This window comes from Nocardia sp. NPDC101769, assembly GCF_044766925.1.
In the GTDB taxonomy this organism is placed as follows: Bacteria; Actinomycetota; Actinomycetes; order Mycobacteriales; family Mycobacteriaceae; genus Nocardia.
In genome coordinates, this window is the sequence record NZ_JBIWMX010000005.1 from 251,411 (window position 1) to 275,398 (window position 23,988).

General features: G+C 69.1%; 24 protein-coding genes and 1 riboswitch. Of the genes, 15 read left to right on the plus strand and 9 right to left on the minus strand.

What is annotated here, in order from left to right; genetic code table 11:
• Positions 1–87: 87 nt before the first annotated feature.
• A complete protein-coding gene (locus ACIRRA_RS11980) occupies positions 88–1,554 on the plus strand; it encodes a peptide MFS transporter (protein ID WP_402766482.1) in 1,467 nt (488 codons plus the stop codon).
• 9 nt (positions 1,555–1,563) lie between these two features.
• Here ACIRRA_RS11980 and ACIRRA_RS11985 read toward each other — a convergent pair whose 3' ends face one another.
• Positions 1,564–1,875: a hypothetical protein gene (locus ACIRRA_RS11985; protein ID WP_402766484.1), complete on the minus strand. Its 312-nt coding sequence runs from the start codon at positions 1,873–1,875 to the stop codon at positions 1,564–1,566.
• 127 nt (positions 1,876–2,002) lie between these two features.
• On the opposite strand from ACIRRA_RS11985, the gene ACIRRA_RS11990 reads away from it, so the two are divergent.
• Positions 2,003–2,176: a hypothetical protein gene (locus ACIRRA_RS11990; RefSeq protein WP_402766486.1), complete on the plus strand. Its 174-nt coding sequence runs from the start codon at positions 2,003–2,005 to the stop codon at positions 2,174–2,176.
• Between the two features lie 17 nt (positions 2,177–2,193).
• Here ACIRRA_RS11990 and ACIRRA_RS11995 read toward each other — a convergent pair whose 3' ends face one another.
• On the minus strand, positions 2,194–4,938 hold the full coding sequence (locus ACIRRA_RS11995) for a helix-turn-helix transcriptional regulator (RefSeq protein WP_402766487.1): 2,745 nt from the start codon (positions 4,936–4,938) through the stop codon (positions 2,194–2,196).
• Positions 4,939–5,283: 345 nt separating this feature from the next.
• Here ACIRRA_RS11995 and ACIRRA_RS12000 point away from each other — a divergent pair, with 345 nt between their 5' ends.
• The 3 genes from ACIRRA_RS12000 (at position 5,284) to ACIRRA_RS12010 (ending at position 8,298) form a co-directional block, all read left to right on the plus strand.
• Positions 5,284–6,756, plus strand: coding sequence for an MDR family MFS transporter (locus ACIRRA_RS12000; RefSeq protein ID WP_402766489.1), 1,473 nt, complete (start codon positions 5,284–5,286; stop codon positions 6,754–6,756).
• A gap of 148 nt (positions 6,757–6,904) precedes the next feature.
• Positions 6,905–7,321: a nuclear transport factor 2 family protein gene (locus tag ACIRRA_RS12005; RefSeq protein WP_402766491.1), complete on the plus strand. Its 417-nt coding sequence runs from the start codon at positions 6,905–6,907 to the stop codon at positions 7,319–7,321.
• A gap of 110 nt (positions 7,322–7,431) precedes the next feature.
• Complete coding sequence (locus ACIRRA_RS12010; RefSeq protein ID WP_402766493.1) at positions 7,432–8,298, plus strand: NAD-dependent epimerase/dehydratase family protein; 867 nt, start codon at positions 7,432–7,434, stop codon at positions 8,296–8,298.
• A 104-nt stretch (positions 8,299–8,402) separates the two neighbouring features.
• Here the strand turns inward: ACIRRA_RS12010 and ACIRRA_RS12015 are convergent, their stop codons facing one another.
• Complete coding sequence (locus ACIRRA_RS12015; protein ID WP_402766495.1) at positions 8,403–8,771, minus strand: nuclear transport factor 2 family protein; 369 nt, start codon at positions 8,769–8,771, stop codon at positions 8,403–8,405.
• Between the two features lie 229 nt (positions 8,772–9,000).
• A riboswitch (cobalamin riboswitch) is annotated at positions 9,001–9,072 on the plus strand.
• Between the two features lie 59 nt (positions 9,073–9,131).
• On the opposite strand from ACIRRA_RS12015, the gene ACIRRA_RS12020 reads away from it, so the two are divergent.
• From ACIRRA_RS12020 to ACIRRA_RS12030, 3 genes are all read left to right on the plus strand, one after another.
• A complete protein-coding gene (locus ACIRRA_RS12020; protein WP_402766497.1) occupies positions 9,132–10,253 on the plus strand; it encodes a HoxN/HupN/NixA family nickel/cobalt transporter in 1,122 nt (373 codons plus the stop codon).
• Between the two features lie 168 nt (positions 10,254–10,421).
• Complete coding sequence (locus ACIRRA_RS12025) at positions 10,422–11,009, plus strand: hypothetical protein (protein ID WP_402766499.1); 588 nt, start codon at positions 10,422–10,424, stop codon at positions 11,007–11,009.
• A 135-nt stretch (positions 11,010–11,144) separates the two neighbouring features.
• Complete coding sequence (locus tag ACIRRA_RS12030) at positions 11,145–11,783, plus strand: sigma-70 family RNA polymerase sigma factor (RefSeq protein WP_402766603.1); 639 nt, start codon at positions 11,145–11,147, stop codon at positions 11,781–11,783.
• On the opposite strand, the gene ACIRRA_RS12035 is transcribed toward ACIRRA_RS12030, so the two are convergent.
• A complete protein-coding gene (locus ACIRRA_RS12035; RefSeq protein WP_402766501.1) occupies positions 11,767–12,006 on the minus strand; it encodes a zf-HC2 domain-containing protein in 240 nt (79 codons plus the stop codon). The genes ACIRRA_RS12030 and ACIRRA_RS12035 overlap by 17 nt on opposite strands.
• A gap of 111 nt (positions 12,007–12,117) precedes the next feature.
• Here ACIRRA_RS12035 and ACIRRA_RS12040 point away from each other — a divergent pair, with 111 nt between their 5' ends.
• On the plus strand, positions 12,118–13,329 hold the full coding sequence (locus ACIRRA_RS12040) for an MFS transporter (RefSeq protein ID WP_402766503.1): 1,212 nt from the start codon (positions 12,118–12,120) through the stop codon (positions 13,327–13,329).
• A gap of 111 nt (positions 13,330–13,440) precedes the next feature.
• Here the strand turns inward: ACIRRA_RS12040 and ACIRRA_RS12045 are convergent, their stop codons facing one another.
• From ACIRRA_RS12045 to ACIRRA_RS12060, 4 genes are all read right to left on the minus strand, one after another.
• On the minus strand, positions 13,441–14,232 hold the full coding sequence (locus ACIRRA_RS12045; RefSeq protein WP_402766505.1) for an ABC transporter substrate-binding protein: 792 nt from the start codon (positions 14,230–14,232) through the stop codon (positions 13,441–13,443).
• On the minus strand, positions 14,175–15,053 hold the full coding sequence (locus ACIRRA_RS12050) for a metal ABC transporter permease (protein WP_402766507.1): 879 nt from the start codon (positions 15,051–15,053) through the stop codon (positions 14,175–14,177). The genes ACIRRA_RS12045 and ACIRRA_RS12050 overlap by 58 nt, the downstream gene beginning before the upstream one ends.
• The gene (locus ACIRRA_RS12055; protein WP_402766509.1) at positions 15,050–15,709 is read right to left on the minus strand and encodes a metal ABC transporter ATP-binding protein; all 660 of its coding nucleotides are present in this window, start codon (positions 15,707–15,709) and stop codon (positions 15,050–15,052) included. Before ACIRRA_RS12055 ends, ACIRRA_RS12050 begins: the two co-directional genes overlap by 4 nt.
• Positions 15,710–15,985: 276 nt before the next feature.
• Positions 15,986–17,170 carry an acyl-CoA dehydrogenase family protein gene (locus ACIRRA_RS12060; RefSeq protein ID WP_402766511.1) on the minus strand — a complete coding sequence of 395 codons (1,185 nt, stop codon included), beginning with the start codon at positions 17,168–17,170 and terminating at the stop codon, positions 15,986–15,988.
• Between the two features lie 85 nt (positions 17,171–17,255).
• On the opposite strand from ACIRRA_RS12060, the gene ACIRRA_RS12065 reads away from it, so the two are divergent.
• The 5 genes from ACIRRA_RS12065 (at position 17,256) to ACIRRA_RS12085 (ending at position 22,289) form a co-directional block, all read left to right on the plus strand.
• Complete coding sequence (locus ACIRRA_RS12065) at positions 17,256–18,923, plus strand: CoA transferase (RefSeq protein WP_402766513.1); 1,668 nt, start codon at positions 17,256–17,258, stop codon at positions 18,921–18,923.
• Positions 18,920–20,566, plus strand: a complete 1,647-nt coding sequence (locus ACIRRA_RS12070) for an AMP-binding protein (protein ID WP_402766515.1) — start codon at positions 18,920–18,922, stop codon at positions 20,564–20,566. Before ACIRRA_RS12065 ends, ACIRRA_RS12070 begins: the two co-directional genes overlap by 4 nt.
• Positions 20,567–20,669: 103 nt before the next feature.
• Complete coding sequence (locus tag ACIRRA_RS12075) at positions 20,670–21,344, plus strand: MspA family porin (RefSeq protein ID WP_402766517.1); 675 nt, start codon at positions 20,670–20,672, stop codon at positions 21,342–21,344.
• A gap of 64 nt (positions 21,345–21,408) precedes the next feature.
• Positions 21,409–22,086, plus strand: a complete 678-nt coding sequence (locus tag ACIRRA_RS12080) for an MspA family porin (protein ID WP_402766519.1) — start codon at positions 21,409–21,411, stop codon at positions 22,084–22,086.
• Positions 22,087–22,124: 38 nt separating this feature from the next.
• Positions 22,125–22,289, plus strand: a complete 165-nt coding sequence (locus tag ACIRRA_RS12085) for a hypothetical protein (protein WP_402766521.1) — start codon at positions 22,125–22,127, stop codon at positions 22,287–22,289.
• Positions 22,290–22,362: 73 nt separating this feature from the next.
• Here ACIRRA_RS12085 and ACIRRA_RS12090 read toward each other — a convergent pair whose 3' ends face one another.
• Positions 22,363–23,022 (minus strand): YcnI family protein, encoded by a 660-nt coding sequence (locus ACIRRA_RS12090; RefSeq protein WP_402766523.1) that lies wholly within the window; start codon positions 23,020–23,022, stop codon positions 22,363–22,365.
• Between the two features lie 349 nt (positions 23,023–23,371).
• Between ACIRRA_RS12090 and ACIRRA_RS12095 the strand changes: the two genes are divergently transcribed.
• Positions 23,372–23,857: a hypothetical protein gene (locus ACIRRA_RS12095; protein ID WP_402766525.1), complete on the plus strand. Its 486-nt coding sequence runs from the start codon at positions 23,372–23,374 to the stop codon at positions 23,855–23,857.
• The last annotated feature ends 131 nt before the right edge of the window (positions 23,858–23,988 follow it).

The window sequence follows — 23,988 nt, forward strand, 5'->3', positions numbered from 1 at the left end:
GCATCCGGAATATTTCCTTGGCAATTTGTGACGTAGGTTAATTTCTGAGGTTGCTGCTGGATTGCCCTTTATGGGAGGGTCGCGGGTATGTCTGGAGTAGCTCACGACGTGAAACCGGTCACCGAACGGACCCTGTTCGGCCACCCCATCGGTATCGCGAATCTGTTCGGCGTCGAATTGTGGGAACGGTTCTCGTTCTACGGAATGCTCACGATTCTCGGCTACTACCTGTACTACATGGCCACCGACGGCGGCCTCGGCATGGCCAAGTCCACCGCCACCGGCATCGTCGGCGCCTACGGCGGTCTGGTCTATCTGTCGACCGTGCTCGGCGCGTGGGTCGCGGACCGTCTGCTCGGCTCGGAGCGCACCGTCTTCTACGGCGGTGTCGTCGTCATGGCCGGCCACATCGCGCTGGCCATCCTGCCCGGCCTGACCGGTGTCGGCGTCGGTCTGGTGCTGGTCGCGCTGGGATCAGGTGGCCTGAAGGCGAATGCCTCCTCGCTGCTGGGCACCCTCTACGACAAGGACGATCCGCGTGCGGACGGCGGCTTCACGCTGTTCTATCTGGGTATCAACCTGGGCGCCTTCGCCGGTCCGCTGATCACCGGCCTGCTGCAGGATCACGTCGGCTTCCACTACGGCTTCGGCGCGGCCGCCATCGGTATGGCGATCGGCCTCACCCAGTACGTCATCTTCCGCAAGAACCTGGGCGCGCACGGCCGCGATGTGCCGAACCCGTTGCCGCGCACCGCGATTCCCAAGGTTGTGGCGGCCTTCGCCGCGATCCTCGTGGTGGTCGGCATCGCCTGGGCCACCAGGCTGGTGACCCTGTCCAACCTGCCCGACGCCACCACCTTCGTGATCGTCGTGGCCTCGATCGCCTACTTCGCCATCATGCTCACCAGCGAAAAGGTGACTCCGATCGAGCGCACCCGGGTGCGCGCCTACATGCCGCTGTTCGTCGCGAACGCGGTGTTCTGGTCGCTGTTCCAGCAGATCTTCACGGTGCTGGCGGTGTACTCCGACGAGCGCATGAACTGGTCCATCTTCGGCTGGACCGCGCCGTCGAACTGGATCGGTTCCATGGAGCCGGTGTGGATCATCGCGCTGTCGCCGCTGTTCGCGATCATGTGGACCCGCCTGGGCATGCGCTCCCCGAGCACTCCGCGCAAGTTCTCGCTGGGCGTGATCGGGATGGGCGCGGCCTTCCTGCTGTTCACCCTGTTCTCGGGCAGCCACGGCAAGTCGGTGTCGTTCGTGATCGTCTTCTTCATCCTGGGCGCGTTCGCGGTCTCGGAGCTCATGCTCTCGCCGATCGGTCTCTCGGTCACGACGAAGCTGGCCCCCAACGCTTTTCGCGCTCAGATGATGGCCCTGTACTTCTTCTCGGTCGGCATCGGCACCTCGATGTCGGGCGTGCTGTCCAAGTTCTACGACCCGTCCCACGAACTGGTGTACTTCGGCGTCGCCGGTCTGGTGGCCATGGCCGTCGGCGCGATCGTCTGGACCGTCGCCCCCTGGATCAGCCGCCACATGGAGGGCGTGCACTAACTCCCGTCGTCACATGCCCGGCATGGCCAGGAATTCGTAGATGTCGATGGTGCCGCCCCATTCGGTGTGCGGATGGCCCTTCAGTACCTCCTGAAGTGCTTCGCTGGAGTCGGCCTGCAGGATGGAGAAGCCGCCGATCCGGCCGTCGGCGTTGAGGGATCCGGGTCCCAGCGGCGATCCGAGATCGACGATCGCCGACCCCGCCCGACCGGCCCAGTCCATCCAGGCCTTCATGCCCGCCGCCTGGGCTTCGGGGGTGGTCTGGGCCATCTGCTCGCGAGCGGACTGGTCCGACTTGTAGATCACCAGGAATTTTGTCATTGGTGACTCCTGACTGTCTCCCGGTCGAATCCGGCTGACCGGGCCTTTTCCGACTGGTTTGCCAATCGTATGCCGCCGCTCCGGCCGATGGTGGGGGAATGGGCGGCCGAAACGCATCCGTAGTTCGATGCTGCCGTTCCCGAAGCTCACCGACGACAACCCGAGCGCCGCTCGAGTGGCGGTGCTCGAGGACATGCCGCACCGCATCCGCACCGACCGGCCCGAGTGGATGGCCCGGCAGTCACAGCTGTATTTCGCCGAGCAGTTCGACAACGACCTGCTCGAGTTCATCAAGGCCTGATCCGGCAGTTGCGATGATCAATGAAGTTGTGTGGCAATATCCTTCAGCTCGCCCCGCGAGGTGACGCCGAGCTTCGGGTACGCCTTGTAGAGGTGGTAGCCGACTGTGCGGTGGCTCAGGAACAGCTGCGCGGCGATATCGCGGTTGGACAGTCCCTGCGCGGCGAGGCGGACGATCTGCAATTCCTGCGGGGTCAGGCCGGTCGCGGTACCGCGGGACGGGCCCGGATCGGAATCCGGTGCGCCGGCCGCGGTCAGCTCGTGGCGGGCGCGCCTGGCCCACGGATCCAGTTCCAGCCGCTCGAAGACCTCGAGGGCGTCGTGCAATCGGGTGCGCGCCTCGGCCTTGCGGCGGGCGCGGCGCAGCCATTCCCCGTAAAGCAGAGCGGTACGGGCGAATTCGATGGGACGAGCCTCGCGGTCGTGCAGCTCGAGCGCCTTGGCGTACAGATCTTGGGCGTTCTGGTCATCCAGCAGCGCGCGGCAGCGCAGCACCAGGGCATCGGCCCATTCCTGTCCCACCGACTCCGCCCAGCCGGTGAAGTTCGCGAAAGGCGCCGCGGCGCGCTCCGGGGCTCCGATCCGCACGGCGGCCTCGACCAGATCCGGCACCGCCCGGGTGGCGCAAATATGGTGATCGAACGGCGATTTCGTCAATCGCTCGAAGCGCGACAGCGCCGATTCCGCTCGCCCGGCCCCGAGGTCGAGCAGTCCCAGCGACCAGTGCGCCCATGGTGCGCCCGGCGCGATCGCTCCCGGTGTATCCCCGGTGAGCCCGAGCTCGGCCTGCGTCCGGCACCCGTCCTCATCCCCGCGCAGTGCGTCCAAATGCGCCAGCACACTGCTGAGTTGGCGCACCCACTGCTGCTGGCCGGTGTCGCGGGCGAGGTCGCGGGCCTCGACCGTCGCGGTGCGCGCGTCGCGCAGGCGGCCGGTGAAGATTTCGGCCTCGCTGGCGAAGAACAGGACGGTCGGCAGTCGCCCGGCGGCACCGGCGGCGCGATGCTTGCCCTCCAGGGACATGGCCAGATCGAAGGCGGGCCCGTCCTGCCCGCGCGCGAGCGCGGTGCCGCAGAGGATCGACAGGACCTGGTCGGAAGCATCTCCCCGGGAACGGATTTCGCCGAGGATATCGGTCAGCGCCAAGGGCCGGCCCGGGCCACGCCCGAACATCCGGCTGATGAACCGCACCACCGGGGTCACCGGCAGCGCATCCGGCAACCGCAGGTCCGCAAGGTGTTCGAGGACCTCCCGCAAGTCGGCCTCGCCCAGATACCACCCGGTGTGTATGGCCTGCACCAGCATGTCCGCCGCCTGCGCGGGTTCGGTGGCCGCTATGCTCGTCGCCGCGTCGATCAGCAGCCGGTGCGCATCCGGAAACTTGCCCTGCCAGAAGAGGGCCAGCGCCCGCACCTGGGAAAGACTGGCGCGCAACGATTCCGAGCTCACCTCGCGGGTCGCGCGCCGGGCCAGCTCGGCCGCCCGCCCCAGATCACCCGACTCCAGGGCCGCCTGGGCGGCCAGCGTCTGACGTCGCGTCCGATCCGCGGGCCGATCACTGAGCCGGGCCGCCCGATCGTAGGCGGCGGCCGCCGCCCTGTGTCCGCCGCGTTCGCGCGCTCGAACAGCGCTGCGCTCCAGGGCATCCGCCACCTCCGCATCGGGGCCGAGGGCCGCCGCCGCGCGATACCAGGCCCGCCGATCCGCCTGCTCTGGCGCGTCGAGCGCCTCGGCCAGGGCGCGGTGGACCGCCAATCGCTGTCCGAGTGGGGCACGTTGGTACACCGCCGCGCGAATCAGCGGGTGGCGGAACGTGATCGACAGGTCGACGCCGCTCCCGCGTTGCAACAGTCCGGCAGCCTCGGCCGGTGCGAGATCATCGATGCTCGCTCCGAGGCTCGCCGCTGCACGCAGCACGACGGCGAGCTCAGCGGATTCGTCGGTGGCCAGCACGGTCAGCAGGGTCTGGGTCGGCTCCGGCAGCTGACTGATCCGGCCGTGGAAGGCCAGCCGCAGCCGATCGGTCAGGGGCAGCGCGCCCGCGGCGAGATCCGGCGTCGATTCGGCGGCCATCGCCAGCGGCAGCTCGCGCAGGGCCAGTGGATTGCCGCGCGCCTCGGCCAGCAGCCGGTAGCGCACGGCCGGGGTGAGCGCGTGCTCATCCAGCAGGGCCGCCGCCGCCTCGTGGGACAGACCGGTCAATCGCTGCTCGGGCAGCCCGGCGGCCTCGAACGACCCCTCGCCCTCCCGGACGCCGAACAGCATGGCGACACCCTCGGCCTGCAGCCGCCGGGCCGCGAACAGCAGCGCGTCCTGAGAAGCCCGATCCAGCCACTGCGCGTCGTCCACCACGACCAGCAGCCCGGCGCCGTCGGCATAATCCGTGAGCAGCGACAATACCGTCAGACCGATGAGCATGGGCTCGCATCCGCCGGGACCGAGGCCGAGCGCGCCCGCCAGCGCCGCCCGCTGCGGTTCCGGCAGGCCGGGCAGCCGGTCCAGGGCGGGGCGCAGCAGCAATTGCAGTCCGGCGAACGGCAATTCGGCCTCGACCTCGACGCCGGTGCCACGCAGCACCCGCATGCCGTCCGCCTGCGCGGCGGCGTATCCGAGCAGTGCCGTCTTGCCGATCCCGGGCTCGCCGCGCAGCACCAGCACCGCGCTGTGCCCGTCGCGCGCACCCTCGATCAGGGTGTCGAGTGCCTGCTGTTCGTGCTCGCGTCCACGCAGCTGCGGAATGTGTTCGGCCACGGTCGTTCTCACACCCTCCCGCCCCGTGACCGCACCATCGCGGCGGGGCATCCCCCTCCATCATGGCGGGTTCCGGATCCGGGGCCGATCCGAGCTCACATCCGCTCAAACGTGACCTGCCTCACTCGACGATTTTGCCGAGTTCGATAAGTGCTGGTAACAGCACACTTTCAGCATGCTATTGGGCCGCGGTTCACCCGATAATCGGATGAATTCTGTCGGACCCCGCCGGAATACTGTCTGGCGACCGATGAGTTGAGCGACCTGTACCCGTCTGCACCGATATGGCCCCCCGGACGGCACCGTCGCCGATTCCGCGTCACCCCCTCGAATACGAACACCCCCGGAGGTTTTCCGATGCCCGATCTATCCGCTAGCTCGACCAAGCAGCGGACGCCAACGGTCATCCGGTTGCTGGTGCTCGCGACCTTCACGGTGATCTTGAACGAGACCATCATGATCAATGCGATTCCGCGGCTCATGACGGATCTTCATGTGACCGAGCGGTCCGCGCAGTGGGTGTCCACGGCGTTCATGCTCACCATGGCGGCGGTCATCCCGGTGACCGGCTGGTTCCTGCAGCGCGTCAGCACCCGGCGCGCGTACTCCCTCGCGATGGGCGTTTTCCTCCTCGGCACCGCGGTGGCCGCGATCGCGCCGTCGTTCGCGGTGCTGCTGATCGGTCGGGTCGTCCAGGCGGGCGGCACCGCGGTCATGATGCCGCTGCTCATGACCACCCTGATGACGGTCGTCCCCGAGCACGACCGCGGCCGTGTGATGGGCAATGTCACCCTGGCCATCTCGGTCGCCCCGGCCATGGGCCCGGTCATCTCCGGCCTGGTGCTCCAGATCGGTTCGTGGCGCTGGCTGTTCGCGTTCGTCCTGCCCATCGCCGCGGCGGTGACCTGGTTCGGACTGCGCAAGCTGGAGAACGTCGGTGAGCCGCAAGCAGGTTCGATCGACTGGTTCAGCGTGGCGTTCGCGGCCCTCGGCTTCGGCGGGCTGGTGTACGGCCTGAGCAAGTTCGGCGCGGGCAGCGCGCTCACTCCGGTGCTGATCGTCGCCGGCGGTGTGGCCCTGGTCGCCGTCTTCGTGTTCCGCCAGGTGTACCTGCAGCGCAACGGCAGCCCGCTGCTGGATCTGCGAATCCTGTTGTCCGGCACCTACGTCAAGGCGCTGGTCCTGATGGCCGTGGCCTTCCTGGCCATGATGGGCTCGATGATCCTGCTGCCGCTGTACCTGCAGAACCTGCGTGGCCTGAGCCCGCTGCAGACCGGTCTGCTGGTCATGCCCGGCGGTCTTGCCATGGGTCTGCTCGGCCCGACCGTGGGCCGGCTGTTCGATCGGTTCGGCGGCCGCGTCCTGGTGATTCCGGGCGCGACCGGCATCACCGCCGCCCTCGTAGGCTTCACTCAGCTCTCGCTGACCACGCCGTATCCGGTACTGGTGGCGTTGCACATCCTGCTGATGGTGTCGCTGGCCGCCGCCTTCACGCCGGTGTTCACCCTGGGCCTGGGCGCGCTGCCGATGCACCTGTACTCGCACGGCAGCTCCATGCTGGGCACGCTGCAGCAGGTGGCCGCGGCCTTCGGCACCGCCCTGGTGGTGACGGTCATGACGTCACGGGCCACCCATCTGACCGATGGCGGCGCCAACCCGCTCGACGCCCACCTGTCCGGCATGCGGCTGGCCTTCGCGGTCTCCGCTGCGCTGGCGCTGATCGTCATCGTCATGGCGGTGCTGCTACCCAACCGCTCCGAATCGCCGGAGCCGGTCGAGGATTCGCCCGAGGCCCTGGATGCCGCCGACGTCGCACTGGTCAAGGATTGACCCTCCGAGCGTGAAAGCGCCCGCGGCCGAACGCCGCGGGCGCTTTCCGTATCCGCGGTCCGGCATTCTGCATCGATAAGCGTTCTTTATCGCTGAGTGTGTGAGCCGGCCCTTGGTCGGGCTCGGGATTTCCAGTGAACTGAATGGCATGAGCACCACACACGAGACCCGGACGGTGATCGAGAACTACATTCGCGCCCTGCAGGGCGGCGAGGCGGTCGAGCGGCGCAGCGAGTTCTTCGCGCCCGATGCCACATGGACACTGGCCGGGGACCTGCCGACCTCGGGCACCTGGGTCGGACCGGACCAGATCTTCCACGGTTTCCTGCCCGCCATGCTGGCGCGCTTCGACACCACCAAACCCATGAGCCAGGAGGTGCGCGGCGTGATCGCCGACGGGGACCGCGCCGTGGCGGAGTGGACCACCCGGGCGACTACCGCGGCGGGCGCGGAGTATGTCAACGATGTCGTCGTCGCCTTCCGCGTCGCCGACGGCCGAATCGCGGAAGCCCGGGAGTATTTCGACACCGCATACGCGAATCGCGTGCTGTTCGCCGGTAATTGACGTGCTGTTCGCGGGTAGTCGAGAAGGCGCCCGCTGACAGCGGAATACCAGTGCGGCCGACGAGGCTGTCGTGAAGACGGCCGGCACGGCCGAGATGGAGGAGAAGATTCATGCGAGTACTGATCATCGGGGCCGGCGGCTACCTGGGTTCCGCGGTCGCCGAACGCTTTACCGGACTGGGGCACGAGGTAGTGGCACTGGTACGGCCGGGTAAGGAGGGCGAGTCCGGATTCGAGACGCGCACGGGTGATCTCGCCGATCCGGCATCCCTCACCGCCGCCGTCACCCCCGATATCGACGCCGTGGTCAACCTCGCCACCCCCAGTGGAGACGCGGACGCGGACGCCGCCGCCATTGCTGCCCTCACCGACCCGCTGCGCGGCACCGGCAAGCCCTTCGTCTACACCAGCGGCGTCTGGGTCCTCGGCGCGACCGATGGCGCCGACGAATCCGCGCCCACCAACCCCATTCCCATCGTCGGCTACCGCCCGGTCATCGAACGCCAGGTCCTCGCCCTTGCCGATGCGGGCGTCCGCGCAGCCGTCATCCGTCCCGGCATCGTGCACGGTCGCAATGGCGGAATCCCCGCTCTCCTGGTCGATCTCGCCCGCAAGCACAATGCGCCGGTCGTCGTCGCCGACTCCACTGTCGTATGGCCCACCGTTCACGTGGACGACCTGGCCGACCTCTTCGTGAAGGTCGTCGAAGCGGCTCCGGCGGGCACCATCTGGCACGCCATCACCGAGCCGGCCGTCTCGGTTCTCGACCTCGCCACCGCTGCGGCCCAGGCCGCCGGCGTCTCCGGCGACCCGGTGATCTGGCCCCTCACCGAAGCGGAAGCCGCCCTGGGCGCTCCCTTCGCCGAAGCCTTGGCCCTCAGCCAATCCATCACCGGCAAGGGCGCCCGCACCGACCTCGGCTGGAACCCGCAGGGCCCCAGCGCAACAGCCGACCTGAGCGCCGGTTCCTACCGCTGATCAACGTCTGCCGGGTGGCCGCCCGCATCGAGCGGACACCCGGCGTCGCCGGAGTTCCGGCAATCGCCTACCGCCGCGCCTTCGAACTGCTTGCGGCGCAACGATCAAGCCCCGGCCGGGACTTTGTCGAGGAAGCCGTAGACGCGTTCGATGCGCCCGTCCTCGGCGATGGCGGCGACATCGAAGCCGATCACCAGCGGTTCCGCGCCCGGGGTGCCGAGGTGCCACGTGAAGCGGGCGATGTGGTGGTTGGCGTCGACCGGGGCGCCCAGGCTGAACTCCAGTCCGGCGAACTGGGCCTGGACGGCGGCGATGGTGGCGTCCAACCCGGCGTGCCCATGGACCGAGCACAGCGGGTCGGTGTATTCGGCGTCGTCCGTGAACAACTCGGCGACCATGGTGGCGCGGGTCGAGGCGTCGGTGGTGTTCCAGGCGGTGAGGTAGCGCTGGACGAGTTCGTTGATGTCGCTCATGTCGGTTCTCCTTGCTGGTGTGAACTTGATGAGGACAACGTTATGAAGAACGCCGGACCTGGGAATCTGTCGTCATTAAGTACTCACGACCGGTCTGCCCGCACTGTGGTTCCCCGGTCGTTCGTAGACGGTCCACCACGAATCCGATGTCATTCGGGCGCGGCACCGCTGGACGTCGGGGCCGTCGGCGCTGCTCTGTATAGTCGGGCGAATATTTTGTGACGATGGTGGGAACCCGGTGGGAATCCGGGACGGTCGCGCCACTGTGTCCGGGCCGCTGCGGCGGTACGGGAGTCAGACCTCGCGTCGTCACAGCCCTACGTGCGGGGACGCGGGTTCCCCGAGAAGGTCTCTGTGCGCATGTCTGTCGATCCTGGTTCGAATTCCGCTGTCCCCGCGCGCCGTCGGTTGCGGCATGTCCTGCACGACTGGTCGCGGCGGGACTGGATCGAGGCGGGGGTGCTGCTCGGGGTGGTCGCGGCCATCCATGTGGTGGCGTTCGGGCTGCTGTTCGGGGCGGTGGCGCCGCACAGCTATCAGCTCGGGTCGCAGGTGTTCGGGGTCGGATTGGGTTTCACCGCATACGCGTTCGGCCTGCGGCATGCGTTCGACGCGGACCACATCGCGGCGATCGACAATACGACCCGGAAGCTCATGACCGATGGGCAGCGGCCCAAATCGGTCGGGTTCTGGTTCGCCATGGGGCACTCGACGATCGTGTTCGTGCTGGCCGCGCTGGTGGTGGCCGGTGCGCGGGTGGTCGGCGAGCTGGTCGATGAGGATTCGCCCACCCGGAAGACCCTGGGCATGGTGTCGACGGTGGCGTCCGGATCGTTCCTGTATCTGATCGGGCTGCTCAATGTGGTTGCGCTGATCGGGATCTGGCGCGTGTTCCAGCGCACCCGGCGCGGCGAGTTCGATGCCGAGGAGCTGGAGGCCGCCCTGCAGGCCCGCGGTGCGCTGGCCCGGCTGCTGGGCCCGGTCATGCGGGCGGTGCGCCGGCCGGCGCAGGTGTATCCGGTGGGCGTGCTGTTCGGGCTGGGCTTCGACACCGCCACCGAGGTCGCCCTGCTGGCCCTCGCCGGTTCCGGCGCCGCGGCCGGACTGCCCTGGTACGCGATCGTGGTGCTGCCGCTGCTGTTCGCCGCGGGCATGAGTCTGATGGACACCCTCGACGGACTGTTCATGAACGTGGCCTACGACTGGGCCTTCTCCGAGCCGATCCGCAAGATCTACTACAACCTCACCATCACCGCCCTGTCGATCGCGGTGGCGCTGATCGTCGGCTCCATCGAACTGATAACCGTCCTCCACGACGACGCCGACTTCGTCAACCCGATCACCGACTGGATCGCCGGAATCAACCTGAACAATGTCGGTTTCGGCATCGTCGGCCTGTTCGTGCTGGCCTGGATCATCGCCGTCGCCTACTGGCGCTGGGCCAAGGTCGAGCAGCGCTGGAACTCGGCCGCGTCGGAGTGAATCCGGCCTGTCGGCCGAGGTGATCGCACCGCGGTGCTGAACCCGGGCGGGGACTGAGCCGTCCTATCGACGTGTGCCCGATCCCGACACTGCATTCATGGGATGACGTGAGGTCGAGAAGCCCTCTGGCACAGGCGTTCGCGTGGTGATGCGACGATGGAGCGTGCCATGACCGACCCACTCGTGACTCCGGCGTCGCGTGCCGTGCGGGCGGCGATTTTCGCCGTGATCGCCGTCGCGGTGTCGGCCGCTGGGCACGGTCACGTGGTCGGGCACGGGCTGTCGTTCTCGGCGCTGGTAGTGGCGTGCGCCGCGACCGCCGCGGTGGCATGGGCTTTCGCGGATCGGCAGTGGGGTGTGCTGCCCATCGTCGGTGGTTTGGCCGGTATGCAGGTGGTCCTGCATCTGTGGTTCGGGCTCGCGCCGATGTCGGGCGGCCACGTGAACCACGGCGGTGGGATGGGCGACGGCGCGGGCGCCGGGTCGATCCCTCCGGCGATGATCGCGGCGCACTCACTGGCCGCGATGTGCTGCGGCATCTGGCTGTGGCGCGGCGAACGGGCCTTGTTCGCATTGCTGCGTGCGCTGTATGCGCGCTTTTTCGTGCCGATGCTGCTCGTCTATCTCCATCCGAGTGTGCCTGCCGGTCTGCCGGCCGGGCGGATGGGGGAACACCGGGTTCCGAAGCCATCGGAAACCCTGCTACGGCATGTGCTGGCTCGTCGCGGCCCGCCCGCGTGTGCATTCCAGGTCTGAACAGCTCACTGCCGGTGGCGAATTCGCCCACCGGTGACTGATCGACCGCCCCCTTCGCGGTGTGCCGCTGATCGTGCGGCGACCGATTCCGATCGACGTCTCATTGCTGTGGCGTCTGTAATCGAAGGCTTGGCAATGCATCTAATCCCTTCCGCGTCAGCGTCTGCGCGCGGTCTCATCCGGGCGAACCCGGCCCCGAACAGCCCCGCGGTCTCGGCGGATGATCAGCTGACCGCGCTCGCGCTGGCCGCCGGTCGTGGCGACCGCGGCGCCCTCGAAGAGTTCATTCGCGGGACCCAGCGCGACATCTGGCGTTTCATGGCGCATCTGACCGATGTGCAATCCGCCGACGACCTCACCCAGGAGACCTATCTCCGCGCGTTGCGCAGCCTGCCCGGTTTCGCCGGCAGATCCTCGGCGCGAACCTGGTTGCTGTCCATCGCCCGGCGCACCGTCGTGGACCGGATCCGAAGCGCCGCAGTGCGCCCGAAGAAGGCACCCGGCGACTGGCAGACCGCGATCGATGAGCGCTGCGAGCGTGACAGTTCCGATTTCCCCGAAATGCTCGCCATCGCAGACCTTTTGCGCGGTCTACCCGACGACCGCCGGGAGGCGTTCGTGCTCACCCAGATGCTCGGGCTGTCCTACGCGGAGGCGGCCGAGGCCGTCGGCTGTCCGGTCGGGACCGTCCGTTCCCGGGTGGCCCGTGCCCGGGAATCCCTGGTCCTCGCGTGGAAGGAGCCCGACCGGCCCATCGTCACGGGACCGAGCTGAGCGGCAAGTTCGGTGGCAGCTGTCGCAGGATGTCCGCCGTGAGGTCGGGAACCGGGGGTGCCGGGGTCGCTGTCATCGTCTGGTGCAGCGATTCCGCGTGCCGGTACCAGGAACGGCAATCGGCGCAGGCGTCCAGGTGCCGATCGGCCGATCCGGCCGCGATGGGCTCCTGTTCGCCGTCGATTCGCGCGGACAGCGCTTCGCGGATCGTTTCGCACCTCATGGCTCAATGGTCGCGCAGGCCCGGAGCGAAGTTCCGGGCGGGCCGGACGGCGAGCCGAGTCCCGACCGAATCCACGGGAACCGGGGCCGCTGCTCGTTCGACTTGTCGGATGTGAGTGTGCGCGCGGAAACCCCGGCGGTCACGGCCATCCGCAGCGCGGTGCTGACGGTGCTGCTGACCACGGCGATGGCCCTGTCGATGCTGCCGCTGTTCCTGCTGGGCGCGCTGGGTCCCCGGCTGGTCGGCGAATTCGGTATTGCCACAGGGCAACTGGGTTTGCTGGTGGCGGCCGGGTTCGGGGTAGCGGCGATACTGTCGCCGGTTGTCGGTCCCATGGTGGCGGCGCTGGGCGCCCGCCGCTGCCTGATCGGGATGTTCGCGCTGTCCACGCTGGCCCTCGCCCTGTTCGCGGCGGCACCGGGCTACGGGGGTCTGGTGGCGGCGATCGCGGTGTCGGGGCTGGGGCAGGCTTTGGCCAACCCCGCGACCAATCAATTGATCGCAACTCGTGTTCCGGCCTCCGCACGCGGTGCGGTGGCCGGATGGAAGCAGTCGGGCGTGCAGTTCGGCGCGTTTCTCGCGGGCTTGCCCTTGGCGGCGATCGCGGGCGCGGTGAGCTGGCGCGCGGCCGTGGCCACCGCGGCGTCGACAGCGGCGCTGGCGGCAGCCGCTGCGCTGACGATGGCGAAAGATCCGCAGCCGCCCCGCCTTTCGCCACTGGCGGTGGCACGCCCGCACGGCGACGCGGGCTGGATGTGTGGTTACTCGGTGCTGCTCGGGATCGGAATCTCGGCGATCAACACCTATATCGCGCTGTACGCCGCCAAGCAGCTGGGACTGTCCGCGAGCGCGGCGAGCGCCTTGGTCGCCGTGCTCGGTGTCGCCGGAGTCGCCGGGCGAGTGGTCTGGACCCGGTGGTCGTCCAGATTGCCCACTCCGGCGATCCTGCTGGGGCCCTTGGCCTTCGGTGCGGCGGTCGCGGCGCTGGGCATTCTCGTCGGGACCTGGTGGAGTGGCTGGGTGTGGCTGGGCGCGCTCGGCATCGGCTGCTGTGCGGTCTCGGCGAACGCGGTCTCGATGATGACCGTCATCGCGACGGCCGCGCCCGAGCAGGTGGGCCGTGATTCGGCGGTGGTGTCGGCGGGATTCTTCGCCGGATTCGTCATCGGGCCACCGGTTTTCGGTGCGCTCGTGGACACCTCGGACGGCCGCTACGGACCCGCGTGGACCCTGGTATCGGGGGCGTTCGCCGGGGCGGCAGTGGTGGCGTGGTGGTGGCGCGCCGGACACGGGGTGGGTGGACGACGACCCGCCACGAATTGATCTGGGGCGATTTCTTTCTCATGCCCGCGCTGGCGATCCTGTCCGGCGAGGTCGATCCAGCCGAACTGTGATCGCCCCCGTCGGACACGCCGCCCAGCCCGGCCCGGCCGCTCAGCCGTGCATCGCTGCGGTGAGCTTGGTGGCGGCGTCCCGGTAGACCGAGAGCAGGTCCTGGTCCTGCGTGGGGTAATTGGTGAGATCGATCTGCTTGGCGGACGAGCCGGGCAGCACCTGGCCGGTGCTCATCTGCTCATTGCCCAGCACATACTGCGGGTTCTTGGCGGAGAGATCCGCGACCTGCCCCGGGGTGATGGGTGCCGGACCGTAGGTGCCGAGCACCTGCGCGCCGGACAGCTGGGCGGCGAAGCCCATGAACGCCTGCTGCACCACCTTCGGCGGCTGCCCGCCCGGCCAGGCGGTCTTGACGTCGGTGGCGAGCTTGCCGTACTCGGTCTCGAAATCGATGATCCACTTGTCGGCGGTGGTGCGGGTGCCGAACAGGTCGCCCAGGCGGCGCACCTCGGATTCCATGGTGTCCTTGGCATTGTCGAGATTGACCTCGACCAGCTTGGCCTTCGATCCGGCCGCGTCCTTGATCTTGCCCGCGAAGCCTTCGAACTGCGCGTACAGCACGAAGTCGGCCTTGGCGACCGTGGCCAGATCCGAGGGCTTGGGATCGTAATCGGGGGCGTGCTTGATGGCGGCGGGCACGATGACCGTCACGTCCGAGGCCCCGGCGGCTTTGGCGAACGCCGCTTCCCACGAACTCGCGGCCACCACATGCGGGCCGTTGTGGCCAAGGTCGCTGCTCGAAGAACAGCCGGTGGCAACGGCCGCACCGGTGATCAGTGCAACGGCACCGATCGCGATGCGCGCGAGCCGGTTTCGTCGGATGATGGCCATCCTCGTTTTCTCCAATCGGGTATCACATGAACGACGAGGGCGACCGCCCCCGCCAGCAGCACCAGGACCGGACCGGGCGGCAGGTCCAGCGCCACCGCGAGCGTGAAGCCCGCGATATTCACCACCACGCCCACCGCGACTGCGGTGATCGCCATGGTGGTGAGCGAATTCGCCAGCCGCCGCGCGGCCAGGGCGGGCAGCAGGGTCAGCGCGTCCACCAGCAGCGCGCCGGTGAGCCGGATGCCGGCGGCGACCGCGATCGCGACCAGCACCAGCAGGATCAGGGTGAGCCGGTCCACTCGTACACCGGAGCAGGCGGCCAGTTCCCGATCGTGCAGCAGCAGTCCGATCTGGCGGCGGCGCAGCACGAACAGCAGCGGCACCACTGCGGCGAGCACACCGAGCAGCACCACATCGGGCGTGCGGGTGGCCAGGATGGATCCCCAAAGTAGTTCGAATGCGCCATTGGCGTTGACGCCCGAGATCGACAGCACCAGCAGCGCGCCCGCGATGGACAGGCTCATCAAAAGGCCCATGGCCCCGGACAATCCGGTGCGGCTGCGGGCCAGCGGCGTCAGCGCCGCGCCCGATCCGCCGCAGGCCACCAGGGCGCAGAGCATGGGGTCCAGCCCGGTCAGCATGCCGACCGCGATGCCGAGCAGCGCCACGTGCATCATGGCGAACCGCACCGGCATGATGTCCAGCCCAATGATGACCACGCCCACGATCGGCAGTCCGACCGCACCCAGCACCAGCGCGAACAACCCGCGCTGCACCGGAGCCAGCTGCCACACGTCCATGAAATTCGCGGCGCTGTTCACGCGATCTCCTCGTGCCGAGCGGGGATTTCGCGCAACCGGCCGTCGGCCATCTCGAGCACGCGATCACAGCGGTCGGCCAGCGCTCGATCATGGGTGACCACCAGCACGGTCACAGGTAGCGCCACCAGTAATTCGGCCGCTTCGGCCTGACCGGCGAAATCGAGTGCGGCCGTGGGCTCGTCGGCCAGCAGTAGTCGTGCGCCCGCGGCGACGCAGCCGACCGCGCGGGCCAGATACATGCGCTGCAACTGACCGCCCGACAGCGTGTCCAGCGGCCGATCCGCGAAATCCGCCACGCCGAGCCGCTCGCCGGCCTCCAGCGCCGCGCCGAGATCGCCACTGCTGACCAGCAATTCGCGCGCCAGCAGCGGAAACCGGCCGGAGGCCTGCCGCTGCGGAATCCAGGCCGCGACCTTGCGGCGGCGATCCCAATCCCGCGCCGACCGCGCCCGATCCCCGTCCACGGCAATGACACCCGACGACACCGGGTGCAGCCCCAGCAGCGCACGCAGCAGCGTCGTCTTCCCGGACCCGTTGGTACCCGTGAGCGCGACCCGCTCACCGGGCTCGACCACCAGATCGACGTCTCGCACGACCGGCCGCCGGTCGTGCGCACAGCACACCCCGGTCAGCTCCACCCTGGATCCCGCTCGCACCCTCAGCTCCACTCGTCGTCGATCCACAAGTCGTGCCGCGAATCTATTCGGTTCCCGGGATTTCGAGGTCGCCGTCCGTTGCCGGCCGCCTCTCGCGGACATACCCGGCCGGGCCGACATGGATCGATCCGCGATCCACCCCTCGGTGAAGGGCAACGCGTCGCTATGGACTCCGCCCGAATCGCTTGGGGCCGAAGCGACTTCGCCGCCACGCGAACGGCTCTCGCGCCGGCGGGCGATTCCCACGGTCCGACGATCGCCGCACCGGGTGGGGCCTCAGTTGGCGGGCGGTAGACCGTGGCCGGAGTAGTCCCGCAGGAGGCGGCGGGCGGTGGCGGTGATGTGGAATTCGTCCGCGCCGTCGAGGATGCGCGCGGCGCGGGCGGTGCGCAGCAGGCGGGGGAGACCCGTTGCGGCGGTGAGGCCCTCGGCGCCGTAGACCTGGATGGCGGCATCCACGGCGGTGCCGAGGGCTCGGGCGGCGGCGGTCTTGGCCAGGCCGACCTCGACATGGGCGGGGGCGTCGGCAACCACCGGGCGGGCGGCCTCGGCGGCGAGCAGGCGTGCCGAGCGGAGCTGTAGCTCGGACTCGAACACCAGCTGCTGGATCAGCTGGCGATCGGCGAGAACGCCGTCGCCGAGTCGGCGTTCGGTCGCGCGGCGGGCGAGTTGTTCCACGGCGCGCTGGGCCTGCCCGATCCAGCGCAGCGCGCGCAGGGTACGTCCGAGCGCGAGCCGTTCGGCCGCCAGCGCCATCCCGGCGCCGACCGCGCCCAGCAGGTGCGTGCCGGGCACGCGGACCCGATCGAATTCGATCTCGTGCTGGCCGCCCACTCCGAGCACGTCGACCTCTCGGATCACCCGGAATCCCGCGGCGGTGGTCGGTACGGCCAGGATCGAGAACGCTTGCCGGGTGGGCAGATCCATGCCGGTGCGGGCGACGACGAGCACCCAGTCGGCGCGGGCGGCGGCCGTGATGAACCATTTGCGACCGGTCACGATCCATCCACCGGATCCGTCGCGGACTGCCATGGTGCGCAGTCCGCTCGGATCGGATCCGGCCACTCCGGGCTCGGTCATGGCGTACGCCGCCTTGGCTGTACCGGTCACCAGCTCCGGTAGCAGGCGCGCACGCAGCTCCGAATGCGCGTGCGCGCCCAGCATGCGGACGGTGAGCAGCGCCGAGGAACCGAGCGCCTCAGGCCCGTGATCACTGCGGCCCTCCAGCTCCGCGAGCGCGAGGTAGTCCGTCAGCGGGACGCCTCCGCCGCCGTGTTCCCGTGGCAGGGGCAGCGCCCACAGTCCGGCGACTATGGCTTGCTCGCGCAGGGTGGCCCACGCCGCGCGGTCATCGGCGTCGAGCGCCTCCTCGAGCGGAATGACCTGGGAGTCAACGAATTCCCGAACCCGGGTCGACAGGGTCGTGGACGCAGTGGATGCAGGGGGTGATTCGGGTGGCATGTCCCGATCGAACCATTTATCGGAACTCTTCTGCCCTTCCGGCCGACTCGTTGACTGCACACCCGAATCCGGCGGAAGGCGCGCAATGTCGCACACACATGCAACCATCCCGGCGGTCGCCCCTCTGCTCGCGGGCGCGACCGCGACCGTCAGCGGGTCCGGCTCGGCGGCCGAGGTGCTGCGCATCCACCTCGACGCACTCGGCGCGGCCGTCACAGTCGGCGATCTGCCCCGCGGCGTAGCGGCGACGGCGCACCTGGCCCTCCCGGACGGCACGCGGCGCGAGCTGACGGTGGATTGGGCGGGCCCGCTCACCGAACCGGCGCTCACGAATGAGACTGCCGTGCAGGCGATCTGCGGGGTCATGCACGTCAACGGGCGCCGGGCCGGTCGGCCTCGGGGACTCTCGGTCGACTATTGCGAGACCGCCGCGGGGGTTCTCGCCGGAACCGCGCTGCTGGCAAGCCTGCTGACCGCGCCGGGTGGCTTCGCCCGGGTCGAGACCAGCGTCGCCGAGGCCGCCCTGCTGTCGATCTCCCAGTACCTGGCCGCGGCCGGCGCCGACGATCCCGAAGCCGTGGGCCTCGCCCCGGGTGGCCCGCCGTTCACGAGCGCCGACGGCATCCGCTTCGAAATCGAGTCGCTGCAACCGGAGCCATGGGGTGCGTTCTGGACGGAGTTGGGTGCGGGACCCGGGGCCTGGCGAAAAGGCTGGCGGCCCTTCCAATTCCGCTACGCCACCGCGACCGCACCGCTCGCCGAGAACCTGCACGACACCGCCCGCGCGTACACCTTCGACCAGATCCGGGCGGTCGCCGCGCACTCCGGGGTACAGGTGTGCCGCCTGTACAGCGCGGCGGAATCCGATACGCCCTCCCCGCAGTCGCTGCCTGCGCCGTGGACGGTGATGCCGGTCCCGAATTCGCTGCTCGCCCAGCCGGATCGATGTCACGGTACCCTCGAAACTCCGCTGAGCGGCCTCGTCGTCCTGGAAGCGGGCCGCCGGGTGCAAGCGCCGCTGGCCGCTCACCTGCTGCGCCTGCTCGGAGCCGACGTGACGCGTATCGAACCGCCGGGCGGCGACCCGCTGCGCGAGATGCCGCCGTGCAGCGGCGATCTGTCGTCGCGCTGGCTGGCCCTCAACCGGTGCAAGCGGGCGGCCGAGTTCGACATCAAATCCACCGCAGACCGGAAGCGCCTGCGGGCGCTCGCCGCCGAATCCGATGTATTCCTGCACAATTGGGCTCCCGGTAAGGCCGAGGGGCTGGAACTCTCGGCCACCGACATGCCGCCCGGCATCGTTCACGTCTACACCTCCGGCTGGTCCGGCCTCGAGCTCGCCGATCTGCCGCCCGGCACCGACTTCATGGTCCAGGCCCGCACCGGCCTCGCGGAACTGGTCGGCCCGCCGTGCGCACCGCCCGCACCCTCGCTGATGACCCTGCTCGACGTGCTCGGCGGCATCCTGGGAGCGGAGGCCGCCGTCGCCGGACTGCTGCTGCGGCAGCGCGACCGCACCGGTGCCGCAGTCGAGAGCAGCCTGTTGAGCGCCTCGAATACGCTGCGCCGCTGTGGCGTCCGCCCGCAGACGGCGGATCGGCAGCCGATTCCCGACGGGGACGGCTGGACGACCGGCACCGTGGCGGTCGCCACCGATCTCGGTGACCTTCTCACCGATGCGCGCTTCGCCGCGGTGATCGGCCGCGACGAATTCGGCTGCCCCGCTCTCAGCACCCCGTGGAGAATCTCGTGAGCGGCAGCGAAAGGACGGCCGCGCACTGGTATTCGGACCTGGTGCCCGGTGAGCTCCGGAACTCCTGGGCTCGATCCGGGTACTACCCCGGCCGCGATATCTACACGCTCTACACCGCGCGGTGCGCACAGCATCCGGACAAGCCCGCTGTGATCGACGCCGACGGCACCGTCACCTACGCCGAGCTCGATGAACAGGCCCGGCGGCTGGCGGCCGGACTGTCCGGGCTCGGCGTAACCGCCGACGATGTTGTCGCCGTGCAGCTTCCGAACGGACGCCTGGCCTGGGCCGCGGACCTGGCCATTGCCGCACTCGGGGCGGTCGCGCTGCCTTTCCCGGTGGGACGCGGCGGCCGGGAAGCGGCGAGCCTGCTGCGGCGCTCCGAAGCCGTCGTCGTCATCACCCTGGCCGAACACAATAGCTTCCCCTGCGCCGCACGCATCCGCGAAATGGCGGCCGAACTGCCCGCACTCCGCGCGGTCGTCGCCGTCGGGCGGCACGTCGCGCGCGGCTGCGTGCCCGTGCACGCCCTGCTCGCCACCGACGCGTGCGAATTCCGCGCCCGGACCGTGGATCCCGACGGCCCGGCCCGGATTCTGGTCACCTCCGGCTCGGAGGCCGAACCGAAAATGGTGCTCTACTCGCACAATGCGCTGGCGGGCGGGCGGGGGGCCATGCTGGCCGCGCTACACGAGGATCCGTCCACCATGCGCAATATGTTCCTGGTTCCGCTGGCCTCGGCGTTCGGTTCCAGCGGCACGTCGGTCACCCTGGCCACCCTGGGGGCGACGCTGGTGTTGCAGCCCAGGTTCGAGCCCGCCGCGACCCTCGCCATGATCGAAAGGGCCGCTCCCACACATCTGCTCGGCGTCCCGACCATGCTGCGCATGCTGCTCGATCATCCGGCCGTCGCCACCTCGGACCTGTCGAGCCTGCGGGCGGTGGTGGTCGGCGGCTCCGCCCTCGATACGCCGACCGCCGTACGCGGTCGCGAGGTGCTGGGCTGCCCGGTGATCAATCTCTACGGATCCGCTGACGGCGTCTCCTGCCATACCGCCCTCGACGATCCGCCCGAACGCGCCACCACCGCCGGTCGTCCCCATCCGGCCGTCGCCGAAATCCGGGTCGTGGACCGGGAATTCACCAGCCTGCCACCCGGATCGGTGGGGGAGATCGTGTCCCGCGGGCCGATGTCGCCGATGTGCTACGTCGACGACGCCGAACTGGATCGCACACTGCGCACCCCCGACGGCTGGACCCGGACCGGTGACCTCGGCGTCCTCGATCCGGACGGATACCTGACGATCGTGGGCCGCAGCAAGGACGTCGTCATTCGGGGTGGGCTCAATATCAGCCCGGCCGAGGTGGAATCGCTGCTTCTCACCCATCCGGCCATCACCGACGTGGCCTGCGTGGCGGTGCCGGATCCGCTGTACGGAGAACGGTTGTGCGCCTGCGTCGCCGCCACCGCGACACTGACCCTGCGCGACCTCACCGAGTATCTCGCCGGGCGCGGCCTGGAACCGCGGAAGTTCCCCGAGCGCCTGCTCGCATTGCCCGCACTGCCACTGGGCCCGGCGGGGAAGGTCGATCGCCGCGCCCTGCGGCGGATGGCGGAATCGCACGAAAGTCGGTCTGCCTGAACCGAATTCGGTGACACACCTCACGTTGCGGCCGGGAACCGGGGGCGGTCGCATCCGACTAACTCTCCGGAAAACGCAAGTCACAGTTGATGAAGGACCATTCGTGAGAGAAATCCAGAATTCCGCCGTGCGTCACGGCGCCCGTGTCGCGGGCGCCGGGGCAGCGGCGGCCGTGGCCATCGGCCTGCTCTCCACCGGCGCGGCCGATGCCGACACCTTCGTGCCGCTGCCGGACGGGCAGAAGTCCGCGCCGGGCGTCACGGTCACCCGCACCGGCGAACACGCCGTGGCCTCACCGTCTCTGGCGGCCAATGGTGCGGGCCGGGTGGTCTGGGTTTCCGGCATCGCGACCGCCGACGTCACCGAAACGCCCGACGGCACCGTCGGTCCCAACAACGGTCCGGTGAACCAGGCCGGCTCCAACAACTCCTCCACGCACGGCGCCTCCCAGATCAGCACCGGCTATATCGTCGGCTGCCAGGTGAGCATCGGCGAGAATGCCGTCTCGGCCGGGATCTCGGGCTCGCTCAGCCTCAACGGCGGTAGCCTCGGCGGGTCCATCGGCGTGAACCTCGGCCCCGGCCAGGTGCAATTCGTGCAGATCGACTACAAGGACATCCTGAAGGCGGGCACCTACTCGGTGGAATACCGGGACGCCGAAATCCAGATCCAGGGCTGCGCCGGCTACGCCCAGGCGCGCGCCTACACCGTGGTCGAGATCATCGGCGACCACTACTCCAAGACCACCCTCTACGGGCAGCCGTTCAGCATCGGCTGACGTCGGCCGACATCGCCAATTCACTTCTCGCATCAGCGAATTCGATACCCAGAGGGAAATCATCATGCAGTTCCGTAAGTCCGCGGCCCGGCTGGCCGGAATCGGCGCGGCCGCCACCGTCGCCCTGGGCCTGTCCGCCGCCGGGGCAGCCCACGCCGACACCTTCGTGCCGCTGCCCGGCGGCCACCTGACCCAGACCCTGTCCGACGGCACCGTCATCGACGTCACGCTGACCGGCGAATCCGCCACCATCAGCCCGTCGATGGGCGCGACACCCGTGCACCGCAACGCTTGGGCTTCCGGTGCCGTCTCGGTGCAGCTGTCCGGAACCACCGCCAAGGGCGGCCGCATCGACCCCGGATATGTCGTCGGCTGCCAGGTCGCCATCGACGGCGGCGGCGTGAACGGCGGTCCCAGCGTCGGGGCCAGCTGGGACAACCAGGGCAATGTGACCCCGCAGGCGGGTGTCAATGGCGGCGGCAACCTCACCCTCGGCCCGGGGCAGGCCCAGGCCTTCCACCTGCTGGATCTGGAGCAGCCCGACGACTTCGGCCGTGAGATCCACCGCTGGCGCAATGAATTCCACGGTCTGAACGGCAGCGTCAGCTGGTCCGACGAGACCATCGGCCTGTCGGGCTGCGGCGGCTACGCTCAGGCCCGCTCGTTCGTGAACGTCGAAGTGGAAACCGATAACGTCAAGACCTGGGTCACGCTCTGGGGACAGCCCTTCAGCCTCGGGTGACCGAGCGGACTCGAGTGACTGCCAGAGAGGGATCGGCGATGAGTACACGGTTCGGCGTCATACCCAGGATTGCCGGATTCGTGCTCGTGCTCGCGGTCGTGTTCGGTGCGGCCTGGGCGGTCGGCGCGTGGGCTGCTCCCGACCAGTCCGGGCCGCCCGCTCCGACGACGACGGCCCGTCACGGCCACAACCACAGCCACTGAGAAGACGCGCGGCCGACGGGTACGTGCCCGGGTGGGCGTACCGGTCGGCCGCGGTGCGGGGTCGGGTAACGCGTCAGGACTTGCGGCGGGCGAATCCGAGGCCGAGGCCGCCGAGCAGGCCCAGTGCACCCAGCACGATGCCGATGCTGCCGAGCCAGCGGGCCGTCGTGTCCTTCTCCGACCGGGACTGCGGCGTCGCGGTCCTGACATCACCGTGGTCGGCCGCCGCCCCGGACTGCTTCGGGGCCAATTGCAGGACCGGAGCGGGATTCTCGGGCTCGGAGCCACCCGACGACGTCTGGTCCCACTTCACGGTTTGCCCATCCGCATACGTCTGAGTGGCGGGCATGGTGATCGAATCGGTGTCGGGCAGGCCATCGGCCAGTACGGCGAAGGACCCGAACTGTCCGGGGCCGATGCCGCCGCCCGCGTCCGCAGTCCAGGTGACGCCGGTGACCTTGTGGTCGGCGTTCCGCGAGACCTCCGCGCGCCACCCGGGCATCGCCTGGGTGTTCACCTCCGTGAGCGCCGGGAACTGCACGGCCAGTGCGGTGGTCGGGCTGCCGGTGGCCGACTCGTTTGGCACCCGGAACGTCAATACGGCCGAACCGCCCCGGGTGGCATCGGGCCCGGAGACGCTGACATGGGCGCCCGCGGGTGCGGCCGTGATCACGACCGCCGCGGCCGCGGCGACGCCGGTGAACCCGGCTCGATAGATCCGTGAATTGTTCATCGAAACGGTCACTCCTTCGTCTGAACGGGATCGGAGACAACCTCGTGCTCGCTGTAGCCTATGCCACCGATTCAGAGTGGATATCTATAACCCGCCGCCCGATGTCGAACCGGTTGGGCCGGGCCGCCGAATCCCTTCCGTTCGGAATCGAATTGGTATTGCGGCCGAGTTGATTTCAGGTCGCGGAAGGGATTTCGGGAATTCTGGAGGACCGGTTATAGTCTTCGCGAATCCATTCTGGCTCTGGTCTTGTCTGTGAAGGTTGTCGACGATGGTTGTGCTCGCCTGTGCCGGCGCTCCTTCGCGTGACCGAATACGTGGCAGTCTGGCCGGAATTCTCTGTGGGCTATTGGCCATAGCGGCCCACGGCTGCGAGGGCGACCTGCCGCATTCGGCGGCGCTGACACTGCTTCTGCTGGTCAGCGGTACCGTCGGCGCGGCGGTCGGATCTCCCGCCGGGCGTGGACGGGTACGGCTCGTCGCGGCGCTCGGAGCGGGGCAGTTCCTCGCGCACAACGCGCTGATGATGGCGACCGTCGCAGGTCATTCCCACGCCACCGTCGAAGGATCGGGCGTCACCGGATGGGCGATGCTGGCCGCACACGCCGCGGCCACCGTGCTCGCCGCATTGCTGATCGCCGCCGTGGAGCGCATCTACGCCGCGGTATCGCGTGCCGTCTGGTCGCTGTTCGCGCACTTCGAATCGCTTGCGCCGCGCGATGATCGGCTGGTCCGCACGCCCGATACGCATGTCCGGCCGCCCGGTGCGCTGCTGCTCGGCGCCATCTCCCGGCGTGGCCCGCCGATCTCTTCCGCCCTCGCGACCGCGCTCTGATCCGGGTAGGCCCGGGTACGCGCGTGTCCGAGGCCGTCCTTGTGCCCGTCGCGGATACGTAGTTCGCGCCGGAAGGATATCGGTGCGTCCATTTTTCGGTCCGGCTCACCGCTGCGTAATTCGCGCGGTGA